Genomic DNA, 11,468 nt, shown 5'->3' with positions numbered 1-11,468 from the left:
GGACTTGCCGAGGATCACCGCGAGCTCGCCCACGTTAAGGCCCTCGCCGAGCGCCGCGGCCAGCTGGAGCGTGGTGCGGGCCGGCCGGGGCAGGAAGTCGAGCCGGCGCAGGATGGCCTCGGCCAAGGTCCCGGGCAGTTGCGCCCGCTCTGGCGCGTCGGCGGCGCGGGAGGCACCGGCGTCGTAGGTCGCCGCGCCGTGCGCGACCCGGATCCAGCCCTCCCGGCTCAGCGCCGCGACGAGTTCGGTGACGTACAGCGGATTGCCCGCGGCGCCGGCCACCAGGTGCAGCAGCCCGCGGTCGGGCCGGGCGCCGAGCTGCCGCTCCACCAACTCGGCGACCTGCGCCGTGGGCAGCGGCGCGGGGTGCAGCGCCTGGCCGCCCTGCGCCTCCAGCTCGGTCAGCAGCTGGACCAGGTCCTCGTTCTGCGGCACGGCCCGGGTGGTCAGCGCGAGGGCGAGCGGGTGGTGGTGGGCCATCACGCCGACGCGGCGCAGCGCCAGCAGACTCGGCCGGTCGGCCCACTGCGCGTCGTCGAGCAGGATCGCCACCGGACCGGCAGCGCACCACTCATCCACCGCGTTGAGGATCGTCTCGATGACGACCAGTTCCCGATAAGGCGCCGAGGACGCGTCGTCGCCCTGGTCGGCCCGCAGCGCCTCGCCGACACGCACCGCGGCGCCGGGCGGGTTGGGTCCGTCTATCCCGAGGCAGGACGCGATCGCGGCGAACGGCAGGCCCGCCTCCAGTTGCCGGGCCGCGCCGCGCAGCACCTGGAAGCCGCGCTCGCGGCTCTCCTGGTCGAAGGCGTCGAGCAGGGCGCTCTTGCCGATGCCGGGCTCGCCGACGATCCACAGGGCGCCACCGTGGCCGCGCTCGGCGTTCTGAATCAGCGTTCGAATGCTGTGGAGCTCGCGTTCCCTCCCGGCCAACGGTGCCAGCGTCATGGGATTAAGCGTAAGTCGTCACCGTGTCAAGGCGCGCGGAATCGGCGCGAAAACTGTGGCGGCGCGCCGTCGTGCGGCGAGCGGTCTTCGCGCTGTGCGATGTGGCCGGCGGCAGGGTGAGCCGAGGAGACGGGGCGGCGGCGCCGCGGTGCTTAGGTGACGGCTGAGACGTGGGGAGTCCGTCTCAGACGTCGGCCTTCACCACGCACCAGACCACCTTGCCGCCGGTCGGCGGCAGGTAATAACCCTGTTCCTCGCTCAGGCTCGCGACCAGCATCAGGCCGCGTCCGCGCTCGGTGTCGTTGAACCCGATCCCGTCAAACGCCTCGTCGAATGCCGCCTCCTGCAGTGGGTTTTGGTCGAAGGCCGCGGGGGAGGCCGCGGCCGGGGTGAGAGAGTCTGTGTCGAACGTGTCCGCGTCGAGCGGTTCCGTGCCGAATGTGTCCGCGCCGAACGCGGCCGGGCCGAACGTTCCTTCCGCACGCCGCGGCGGGAGGATCGCTGCGTCGAAGACCTCGATGAGTACTGCGCCGGGCTCGTCGCGCAGGTTCAGGCAGAGTTGCCCGCCGCATTGGGCGCAGCGTGCCGGCGATGCGGTGGCCGCGGCGGCGGACAGGCCGTGCACCAGGGCGTTGGTCACCAGCTCGGAGATCAGCAGGCTTACGTCATCGGCGGTGTCCGGGTGCAGACCCCGGGCGTGGAGCAGTTCGACGGCGCGCCTGCGGGCCCATCCCGCCGCCACCGGCACGGCGGGAAGCGGCACGTGGTCGTCGGGCCGCTCCGCGGTCGTGGTGGCCAGGCCGGCGGGCCTCGCGCCAGGTCCCGGTCGGCGCGGGCGCAGCCAGGGATCAGCCGGTTCGAGCATTGTCATCGCCGCCCGGAGGCGGTGGGTCTGTACATCGCGATCGGCTCCACTAGTTCGGTATGCCGTCGCCGCCGGCCGACACGGTCCACACGGAGGTGGCCGCCGTTGTCGACGGCTGGACCGTAGTACGGCGGCGGCGACGGCAGGCTTCAGAACTACCGGAGGCGCGCGTCGCCGTCATCCGCCACATGGCGGAGATTGGCTCCGGCGCAGGCCGCCCGCTCGCGACGGCGCGGAATCCGGCGGCGATATCCGCCAGGTGGCGGATGACGGTGCCAGGCCGGAGGCGCGAATGTGGGGACCGCCGTCGCTACCGCGACAGTCCTCCGGCCGCGACCACGGTTGGACCGCCGCGGTGGCGACGGATCGATTCGCTGATCACCTTGCACGATGCACGATGCGTTACCGCACAACCGCAAAACAGCAAAACAGCAAGACCGCACGACGCATTACCGCACCACTGCAAAACCGCACAACCGCACAACCGCATTACCGCACAACCGCACAACCGCACGTTGCAGTACCGCATAACTGCACTCTCGCACGGTGCGTTATCGCACTCTCGTACGCCGGTGGCGGCGGCCGGATTTCCGGCCGCCGCCACCGAGCTGTTCAGACAGCAGCAGGCTCATCCATGGAAGCTGGATGGGTTGTAACACTTGTTGGTGCTGGAGTTGTACAGCGGAGTGGTGTCCACCGGCTCGTTGCTCGGCGGGTTGACGATCACCGAGGCCGAGTCCTGGGTGAGGTCGTCCTCGCAGGAGATCACCTTGCTGGAGTTGCCGCCCTTGCCGCCGATCCACAGGTCGATGTGGTACAGCTTCGGACCGCCGTCCGGGCCGTGACCCGTCCAGTCCTGGTCGCACTCGACGCAGTCGTCTTCCATGATGAAGTAGCGGTGCAGGTAGGGGTAATAAACCTTGGTCCCGACGGGCAGCTCGGCCTTGTCCGTGGCGTACGTGATCGGGTTCGAGTACGTGCCGCTGCCGCCGGCCGAGTTGTGGATGGTCGGGTTGCCATCGCTCTTCGGGTAGGCGATGTCGGCTCCGGGCGGGGAGTTGTCCGGCCAGCCGTAGAGGGTGACCAGGAAGTGGCGCGTGGTGCTGGCCTGAGCCGAGGTCGCGGACGCGAACAGGCCGAACCCGGCCAGCGCGACCGCGAGCAGGCCGCCGATCAGCGCCGTGAGGCGCGTCTTGGTCAGTCGCATGGTGGGTAAGTCTCTCCTCTTATTCGTTGGGTCGTACGTTCCCTTCCAGCCGTGCGCCGCCGGTGTGGCCGCCTTTTCGGCGTCCAGTCGTGGTTGGGTAGAGCTAGTTAAGGTCAAGTTAGTCAACTTTCCTAACTAGTGTGGGGCAGAGTACGGCGGCGAGAGATGAGGGTCAAGGGCTCGAGCGGAACTTGTCCGGACGGAAGCGGATCGCGCATAGACACGCTGATGGCCCGCCCATGTACTGGACGGGCCATCGAGTGCGAAGGACCCTCGGCTAGTCCGTGGACGCACTGATGGGCCGCCGCATACGCTGCGGGCCATCGGGCGCGAAGGACCCTCGGCTAGTGCGTGGACGCCCTGACGGGCCGCCCGAGTACTGGACGGGCCATCAGCTCGAGTCAGGATCCTCAGCGGCGCGTGAACGGCTCGAACGTGTGGCTGAACTGCCACGTGCTCTGCGCGATCCCCGAGCAGCTGTCACTGCCCGCCGTGCCGACGCAGCCGCCGTTGTCCCGCTCCAGCGCCCAGAAGGAGAGCTCGGCGATGCCGGTCGACCGCGCCCAGTGCTCGACCATCGTCGCGTCGGCGGTGGTGAAGATCTCCGGCGGGCCGAAGTCGTCGATGCCGAGCATCTCGGTGATGCCGAGCATGTGCCAGAGATCTGTCTCGCTCTTGTGCGGGTAGACCGTGCGCAGCTGCTGGATTACGGCCTTGGCCGCGGTGATCGTGTCCTGGCCCATCTCGTGCGGCGCGTTGTCGTAGTAATCGAACGTCATGATATTGACGATGTCGATTCGGGCATGGTTCGCGACCGCGTTCTGCAGAATGCTGATTCCATCGGGCACGTCGAGACCGGTCATGTTGGTGCCGACCGTGTACACGAACTGCACAGTGCGGCCGTGGCACGCGGCCCACTGCTCGACGAGCCGGATCGCCTTGTTGCGGCGGTCGATCCCGGCCGGGTTGGTCTGCGAGTTGTCCTCGACGTCGAAGTCGAGCCGGGTGACGCCGTAGGTGGTGATGACCTTCTCGTAGTCGGCCGCGATCTTCGCCACGTCGGTGCAACTGTCGGCGATCTCCTCGCCCGCGTGGTCGGCGCTGTAGCCGCCGAAGGACGGGATCACATCGCCGCCTGCCGCTCGCATCCGGGCGATCGCCGCGCCGTATGTCGACCAGGCGATCGGGGTCGCGGCGTTGCCATTCCAGTCAAGGTCGCACGAGCCGGGAGTCGGGGTCTGGATGAACGCGAGGGTCAGGTACTTCGCGCCGGACTCGGCGGAGAGCACGGCCGGATCGTCGGTGGTATAGCCCTCGAAGTAGGGCGCAAAGATGTGCTGCGGCAACGGCCGCGCCGTGCCGTGGCCATGGTCGAGCCTGCTGGCGGCCGCGGACGTGCCGGTCGACAGTGACGACGCCGCGGCGGGAGAATGCGCCGATGCGGACGCCGGCGTCATCGCTCCCGTCGCGACGAGGGCGCAGGCCGCGAAGGCCGCACCCGTCCATCGAACTTTGGTCATCGCTCGCTCCTTGGGTCGGCAGGGGTCACCGACGCTTCGCCGTTAAGTTAGGAAAGTTGTCTAACCGACCGCGAAGATAGGGCGGCGCTGGGGCGGCGTCAAGGGCTGGAGGGGAGCGATGGAGCCGGTACGCGGCCAAGTGTCAAGAGGCTGAGTTACTGGATGTGTCAGGGCGAGGGACCGTGCTCAAGGGCTCTCGTTCACGGCTATGGATCCGGGCGCGCGTTTAGTGGGGTGCGTCAGGGCCGGCGGCGGTGGCCATGGTGGTCAAGGCCTCTTGTCCACGGGCTATGGATCCGGGCGCGCGTATAGGCGGAGTCGGGTGAGGCGCCCCGAAGGCTCCTCGTGGCCGGAGATAAGAGGTGCCCCGCTAGTTGTCGATCGCGCCGGAACTAGAAGCTGCGCGGGTTTCCACCGGGCTGGGCACGGCGCAGCTCGGCGCGCATGATGCGGCCGAGGCGGCGGGTCTCGCGGCGGTTGGCGAGAGCTCCGGCGGCGGCGCCGCTGAGCAGCGGGCCGAGCGAGAGGACGCTGCGGCCGGCGCGGCGGGCCAGGCGGCGGGAGAGCCGCCTGCGCAGCGCCGGACCCACCGCGAGCACCAGGTTTCCGGGCGCGAGTACTACGCCGCGCCGGTCCGCCCAGGCGGCCGTGTACGCGGTCATCCGGTCCACGGCTGTGCCCGGCGCACGCAGGCCGTACACCTCGTGCAACTCGGCGATCAGCTTGATCTCGATCCCCGCGACGGCCAGCGTCTCGGCCGCCACCTCGACCGCGAACAGCGGGGCGATCGGCAGCAACGCCCACACGCCCACCGCGGCGCCCACCGTCGCGCTGGCTTTGGCCGCGCCGTCGATCAGTGCGTCGGCCAATTGGTCCGGTGAGCGCCCGGGGAACTGGGCGCGCAGGGTCGCCAGGTCGCGCACGGGGAGGCGTGGTGCGACTGCCAAGACCTCGTCGGCCATGCGCTGCCCGAAGGAGCGCACGCCGTACCCGCGGTCTTGGCCGTGCCGCTGTCGGCGAAGGACGCCGGCAAGCGTGGAAACGAGTCGGCCGGAGCGTTGTTGCGTCGGATGACCGCGCACGATTTCCCCGACGATGGCGGCGATGTCGCGGCCGCTCTTCGCCGAGTCGGCGGTTGGCTCGGTGTCCTTGTCCGCGTCGTGTCGGTGTAGGTCCATGGGACCGGAGTACCCGCAGGCGCGGGATGGACACGGTTGTCTGTGGACGGAGTCTTCAGCAGTCGTGGTCGCGGGACTCGCGGTGCAGGATGCGTGCGGCGTGGCCGACGAGTCGTCGCGGAGTACGGCGGGCTCGGGACACCGTGACGCAGTCCCGGCAGGCGGTCAGTGCGGGGGAGGCAAAAGCCAGACAGCAGGTGTCGCGCCAGACGGTGTCGTCTTCGCCGACTCCGGCGAGACCCGGCACCGGAAGCAGCGCGGTGAAGCGGTTGGCATCGGCGGCCGCGGTGACGGAGATGTCGGCGAAGGCGTAGGCGAACGCGGCTGCGGCCTGGCCCCACAGCGCCCGCTCGCCGACCTTCTTGGCCGCGGTCGTCTGGCGCAGCATCGGGACCAGGTGCTCATCGATCAGGGTGCTGCGAAGGAAGTCGAGCTGGCGTTCCTCGTCGGGGAGCACCACCGCGCCGTCCGACCTGCGCGCGGCATGGGTGGGCAGCACGGCCGTGGTGGGGCGCCGCAGCCCGATGGAGATGTACGGCTGTTCTGGCAGGAGCTGGAACAGCACGTTGTCCGCCGAGAGCAGCGGCACTTCGCGGGCCATGGTCCAGGCCGCGGCCAGCGGCTGGGCGAGGCGGTAGGTGTACGTCTTCCAGGCCAGCGTCACGGCGGCGTGCGGGGGAGCGGCCCAGAGCCGGTAGGGCAGTTCGAACAGCACGTCAAGGCAGGCGCCGCTGGTCAGCTCGGTGGCGGGAATCCAGTTGCCCGGATCGGAGACGATCAGGGAATTGACGATGAACTGTGGCCTGGTATCGCAGCTTAATGATTCAGGGGAGTAGGGCGGCTGGATCGGCATGGCCCCGTACACGCGCGCCGCGCCGGATCGGTTCACGGCAGCGGTTTACCTCGCGTCCGCCGCCGGCCGATTTTCTTGCTGTACGCACCGTTGAACCGCAGCGTCGCGCGCATCGTGCCACCCCTACACGAGTCACAGGCGAAGCCGCCTTCTTCGCCCTCGTACGCCTCGGAGGCACGTTGCCATCCATGCTTTTGAGCGCTGGCCCTTGCCCGGGACCCGCTCGTCTTGCCCTCAGTCAAAGCCGCCTTGCCCTCCTAGACGCGATCCGCCGGAATTCGGATGCAGGCGTCGCCCCGCAGGACTGCGGCGTGACGACGTCGGTAGCCGGACCCGCCGCCGAGCTGGGGAGGCCCGGTCTCATGGAGGAGAGATGCTGACCGAGACCGTCCGTGCGGTGCGGCCGGCCGGATCGGGAGCCTGCCTCGCACGTACCGCGCCGCGCACCGATCTGGGCGCCGGGCCCGAGCCGTCCCTGGCGGCCGACGGCGTCACCATCGGCAACCTTCTGCGTTGCTGGGTGCGCGAGCGGGCGATCCCGGAGCCAGCGGACCGAATACTTCGGCTGACGTTGGCGAACTCCGAGGTGCGTATAGAGGTGCCGATCACGTACTGGTCGCCGGTCGGCTGGCACCGATTCGGCCCGGCCCGGATGATCGATACAGGGCACGTCGATTCGGCGCACACCGGTGACCGTTATGCCGACGATCAGCACTGGGGTCCCGGCGTGGATCCGGTGCATAAGCCGGTGGACCCGGCCACGCTCGCCGCCGTGTTGGCGCTCGAAGCGATCGGCGATGGTCAGCAGGACACGGTCGCGCAGTTGGTCGGGCGGGTCGCCTATTCGGCTGCGAACACGGCCCGCTTTCTGGCCGAGCGGTGGAACCGGCCGGGCGATCCGCTGGGCACGACGCCGTTCCTGTCCAGCGAGCAGGCGCTCATCACCGGCTACCCGCTGCACCCGTCGCCCAAGAGCCGTGACGAGCTGACCTCGGCGGAACTGGGGGCGTACTCGCCGGAACTGCGCGGCCGCTTCCCCCTGCACTGGTTCGCCGCCTCGCCGGAACTGGTGACGGGCGACAGCGCGCGGTCTCAGCGCGCTGAGGCGGTCATCGCCGCGATCGCCGGTACCGACCTCGATGTACCGGACGGGATGGTGCCGATTCCGGCTCATCCGTGGCAGGCCGGTGTGCTGCTCGGCAATCCCTCGATCCAGGCCATGCTCAGCTCCGGAGTGTTGCGCGACCTAGGTCCGGCGGGCCAGATGTGGCACCCGACGTCGTCGTTGCGGACCGTGTACCGGTCTGACAAGCCTCTGATGCTCACGCTCCCGCTCGCATTGCGAACCGGCGGGGTGTACCAGGAATGTACGCGCGCGCAGTTGAAACGCGGTGTGGAAATGCATCGAATTCTCGAAGCGGGACTTGGCGCCGAACTGGCCGCCGCGCATCCCGGGTTTGAATTCGTGCGCGACCAGGCCTGGCTCGCTGTCGACGTGGCCGGCACCGAGAACCTGCGCAGCGGGCTCGAGGTGTCGCTGCGCGAGAACCCGTTCGGTCCGGGCGATCTGGTGCATTGCCTGGCCGGCCTGGTGGCCGAGCGCCCGGGCGCCGATCCGTCGCTGCTCGCCTGCCTTGTCAAGGGGCTGTCAGTGCGCTCGCGCCGGCGGGTGCACGAGGTGGCGCGCGAGTGGTTCGGCAGATATCTGGACGCGGTGGTGGAGCCGATTCTCTGGCTGTACGCCGAGCACGGCATCGCGCTGGACGCCCATCAGCAGAACACGCTCGTAGCCGTGAACGCGGGCGGCTGGCCGGTGGGCGGCCGATACCGCGGTGATCAGGGGCCGTACTTCGCCGAGTCGCGGGCCGGGCGGTTGTCGCAGTGGGTGCCGGGGGCGGGGTGGGAGAGCGGGGCGATCGTCGCCGACGACGTCGCGGACGAACGCCTTGGCCACCGGCTCGGCGTCGAGAATCTGCTGGCTCTGATCGGGGCTTTCGGGTCGCAGCGCCTGGCCGACGAACTGGTGCTCCTCGACGATCTTCGCTGTTTCCTGACCCGGTTCGCGCGTCGCGGCGGGACGGTGCCGCAGCCGGTGACCGCGCTGCTGGAGGCGGACACGCTGCGGTGCGAGGCGAACCTGCTGACCGGAATCGGCGGCCCCGCAATCGGAGCGCGAAATGGGACGGCGCTCGCCGAACCGGTTTACATCGACATTCCCAACCCGCTGGCGCGATGCGGTGGGCGATGACGCCTGCTCGACGACCCGGCCGGGCGCGAGTGCGGCCGCTCAAGCAAGCTGCTGAATGAAAAGCAGGCAGGAGAGTTCCATGTCTTACTTCCTTGGGGGATGATCCGTGTCCACGCCGACCTTCGCGCCCGACGGCTCGTACCCTGGTGGCTCTTACCCTGACGGTTCGTCGCCGACCTCGTCTCCGCTCTATGACGAACTGCTGCGGACCAGTGGCGGCTGGCCGACGCTGCCGACGCAGAATCTGCAGCCGACCCAGACCCAGGTCATGCCGCAGATGCCACCACCGCAGATGCCACTACCGCAAATGTCACAGCCACAAATGGCACCGCCGCAAATGCCGCCACAGATGGCGCCGCCGGCTATGCCCGGGGCCTCGATGATGCCGCCGATGTCGCCGCCCATGCCGGGACCGGGCGGATATCCGCCGCAGGCCGCGCCTTCGTGGCCGGGCGCCCAGACGCAGACGGCGCCGCCGGCTCAGCACACGATGAACCATCTGAGCCCGGCCACGCTCGCCTTGCTGCGCCGGCTGCCGCCTCCGCCGCCCGAGCCGCGTTACTTCGGCCGCAACCGTTCCCCCGCCGACGAGCACCGGGACGTGACCGGCGGCTGGCTGCGCGCGGCGGTGTTCGGCGCGATGGACGGCGTCGTCACCAACGCCTCGCTGATCGCCGGCGCCACCGGAGCGCACGCCACGAATCACACGATTCTGCTGACCGGACTGGCGGGTCTGGTCGCCGGCGCGTTCTCGATGGCCACCGGCGAGTACATCTCGGTCACCTCGCAGAACGAGGTCACCAGCGCGGAGATCGAGGCCGAGCGGCGGGAACTGGAACGCAATCCCGGCCGGGAGCTGGCCGAGCTCGCCGAGGTGTTCATGGGCAAGGGCCTCGAGCCCACGCTCGCCCTCGAGGTCGCCAGGCAGCTGTCCGACGACCCGGAGCAGGCGCTGACCGTCCACGCGCGCGAGGAACTGGGCATCGACCCGGACGACCTGCCCTCGCCGTGGACGGCGGCCAGCGCCTCGTTCGGGGCCTTCACCGTCGGCGCGCTCACGCCGCTGCTTCCCTATCTGGTCGGCGCGGCGTCGTTCAAGGTGTCGTTGATCCTGGCCAGCCTTTTCGCCTTCGGCGGCGGCGCCGTCGTGGCGAAGGCGGCCGAGCGGCCGGCCGCGCAGGGCGGGTTCCGGCAATTCGCCCTCGGCGCCTTGGCGACCGGCATGACGTTCCTGGTCGGACATCTCGTCGGCGCACAAGTCGGATAACGAAGGATGGGGTGGGGGTAAAAGCCGCGCGGCGCGACCCGAGTTTCTTCCTCGGATCGCGCCGCGCAGGCTTGCGTTCGCACCGCTTTTTGAACGAGCGCTGATCAGTGCACGATGTACCGGCCCACCATGCCGCCGGCCATGTGGTCGGTGACGTGGCAGTGGTAGAGCCAGTCGCCGGGATTGTCCTCGGTGTATTCCACCGTCAGCGTGGTGGAGGGCCCGAGGATCTGCGCGTCGACGTACTGACCGCTCGGGTCGCGCCAGCGGTGTCCGTGCACGTGGAAGACGTGGAACTCCTTGCCGAGCGCGGCCACCCGCCACCGCACCCGCTCGCCGAGCCTGGCGGTGAACGTCGGGGTGTTGCCGAGATAGCAGGCGCCGTTGAAGCAGTCATAGTCCTGAGACAGCGACGGCACGTCGTCCTGGTAGAGGTCATGGAAGAAGAGCACGAACTCCCGGTCCACGGCCGGGGTGTGCCGGTCGGTGACGGCGACGATGCCGAGCAGTCCGAGTTCCGCGCCGAGTTCCATGCCCGGCCCCATCGAGCCCATTCCCTGTGCGACCGAGTGGTCGTGGTAGGGCCAGGTGCCGACCGAGGAATCGACCGCGGTCCACGTGTACGTGTAGGTCTCGCCGACCTTCACCGCCCGGCCCGGCAGGTTCGGCTGGGTCGCGATGTACGCGCCGTCGCCGGCCGGCGTGTACTTGAAGCCGTGCGTGTGCATGCTGTGTGGCCAGCGGTAATGCGTGTCGTTGTTGCGGAAGTGGACTATCACCGTGTCGCCGACCGAGGCGCGGATGATCGGGCCGGGAATGCCGGTATTCGGCCCGAGGTCGTCGTTGCCGGGGAGTACTTGTTTCCAGCCGGGCGTATACGCGCGGTAGCCGATGGCCCAGAACGTTGAGTCGGAGGCCTTGAAGGTGGTGCCCATCATCAGGTCTTTGCCGGTGGGGACCAGGTTGTGCTGGAAGCTGTCGGCGGAGATCCAGTACTCGCGGGTGCGGGTCCGGCGCAGCGGTGCGGTGGCCGCGTCCGCCGCCGGGGTCGTGGCGAGCGCGGTGCCGGCCAGCGTCGTCGCGGCGCCCGCCGAGAACAGCGTGCGCCGACTGAGCCGGAAACGGTCGATGGTCATGGACTACCCTCCGAGAACTGCGCAGGTGGGTGCTGCACGCGAGGGTGCAGACCGGGAGAACGGGACGCGGATCGGCTCGCCGCAGGCCACCTGAAGTTTGGATAGCCTTACCTAATAACGAGCGACGCTGGGAGCCGAGGCTAGGGGTGGCGCGCGGTCGTCGTCAAGGTTGGAAGGCGCGCGAATTGCGTCGGCCCGCAGATTGAACCGAACCTGTGACGCACTCGTGTTCAGCCTTCGAAAGTC

The 11,468-nt window shown here is 69.3% G+C and carries 9 protein-coding genes; 2 read left to right on the top strand and 7 right to left on the bottom strand.

Annotated features, from left to right (window positions below):
• The 6 genes from VFA06_RS16060 to VFA06_RS16035 all read right to left on the bottom strand — a co-directional run.
• Positions 1-948 (bottom strand): AAA family ATPase (locus VFA06_RS16060; RefSeq protein WP_324841381.1); only part of this gene is annotated, 948 nt, incomplete at its 3' end.
• A gap of 184 nt (positions 949-1,132) precedes the next feature.
• Positions 1,133-1,813 (bottom strand): hypothetical protein, encoded by a 681-nt coding sequence (locus tag VFA06_RS16055; protein ID WP_324841380.1) that lies wholly within the window; start codon positions 1,811-1,813, stop codon positions 1,133-1,135.
• 628 nt (positions 1,814-2,441) lie between these two features.
• On the bottom strand, positions 2,442-3,020 hold the full coding sequence (locus tag VFA06_RS16050) for a hypothetical protein (RefSeq protein ID WP_324841379.1): 579 nt from the start codon (positions 3,018-3,020) through the stop codon (positions 2,442-2,444).
• A gap of 410 nt (positions 3,021-3,430) precedes the next feature.
• Positions 3,431-4,540 (bottom strand): chitinase, encoded by a 1,110-nt coding sequence (locus VFA06_RS16045; protein WP_324841378.1) that lies wholly within the window; start codon positions 4,538-4,540, stop codon positions 3,431-3,433.
• A 392-nt stretch (positions 4,541-4,932) separates the two neighbouring features.
• Positions 4,933-5,718, bottom strand: a complete 786-nt coding sequence (locus tag VFA06_RS16040) for a hypothetical protein (RefSeq protein WP_324841377.1) — start codon at positions 5,716-5,718, stop codon at positions 4,933-4,935.
• A gap of 55 nt (positions 5,719-5,773) precedes the next feature.
• A complete protein-coding gene (locus VFA06_RS16035) occupies positions 5,774-6,607 on the bottom strand; it encodes an IucA/IucC family C-terminal-domain containing protein (RefSeq protein ID WP_324841376.1) in 834 nt (277 codons plus the stop codon).
• Between the two features lie 337 nt (positions 6,608-6,944).
• On the opposite strand from VFA06_RS16035, the gene VFA06_RS16030 reads away from it, so the two are divergent.
• Both VFA06_RS16030 and VFA06_RS16025 read left to right on the top strand, forming a co-directional pair.
• The gene (locus VFA06_RS16030) at positions 6,945-8,819 is read left to right on the top strand and encodes an IucA/IucC family protein (RefSeq protein ID WP_324841375.1); all 1,875 of its coding nucleotides are present in this window, start codon (positions 6,945-6,947) and stop codon (positions 8,817-8,819) included.
• A 391-nt stretch (positions 8,820-9,210) separates the two neighbouring features.
• Positions 9,211-10,086, top strand: a complete 876-nt coding sequence (locus VFA06_RS16025; protein WP_324841374.1) for a VIT1/CCC1 transporter family protein — start codon at positions 9,211-9,213, stop codon at positions 10,084-10,086.
• 104 nt (positions 10,087-10,190) lie between these two features.
• On the opposite strand, the gene VFA06_RS16020 is transcribed toward VFA06_RS16025, so the two are convergent.
• Positions 10,191-11,222 (bottom strand): multicopper oxidase domain-containing protein, encoded by a 1,032-nt coding sequence (locus VFA06_RS16020; protein ID WP_324841373.1) that lies wholly within the window; start codon positions 11,220-11,222, stop codon positions 10,191-10,193.
• Between the last annotated feature and the right edge of the window lie 246 nt (positions 11,223-11,468).

It is taken from the genome of Actinocrinis sp., assembly GCF_035653575.1.
Taxonomy (GTDB): Bacteria; Actinomycetota; Actinomycetes; order Streptomycetales; family Catenulisporaceae; genus Actinocrinis.
The sequence above is the reverse complement of the archived record's forward strand: the minus strand, read 5'-3'. Positions and strand labels throughout refer to the sequence as shown.

Bases quoted from the DNA above. Each gene is read 5' to 3' on its own strand.
- VFA06_RS16055 (WP_324841380.1), bottom strand. From the start codon at position 1,813: ATGCTCGAACCGGCTGATCCCTGGCTGCGCCCGCGCCGACCGGGACCT.
- VFA06_RS16050 (WP_324841379.1), bottom strand. From the start codon at position 3,020: ATGCGACTGACCAAGACGCGCCTCACGGCGCTGATCGGCGGCCTGCTC.
- VFA06_RS16045 (WP_324841378.1), bottom strand. From the start codon at position 4,540: ATGACCAAAGTTCGATGGACGGGTGCGGCCTTCGCGGCCTGCGCCCTC.
- VFA06_RS16040 (WP_324841377.1), bottom strand. From the start codon at position 5,718: ATGGACCTACACCGACACGACGCGGACAAGGACACCGAGCCAACCGCC.
- VFA06_RS16030 (WP_324841375.1), top strand. From the start codon at position 6,945: ATGCTGACCGAGACCGTCCGTGCGGTGCGGCCGGCCGGATCGGGAGCC.
- VFA06_RS16025 (WP_324841374.1), top strand. From the start codon at position 9,211: ATGTCGCCGCCCATGCCGGGACCGGGCGGATATCCGCCGCAGGCCGCG.
- VFA06_RS16020 (WP_324841373.1), bottom strand. From the start codon at position 11,222: ATGACCATCGACCGTTTCCGGCTCAGTCGGCGCACGCTGTTCTCGGCG.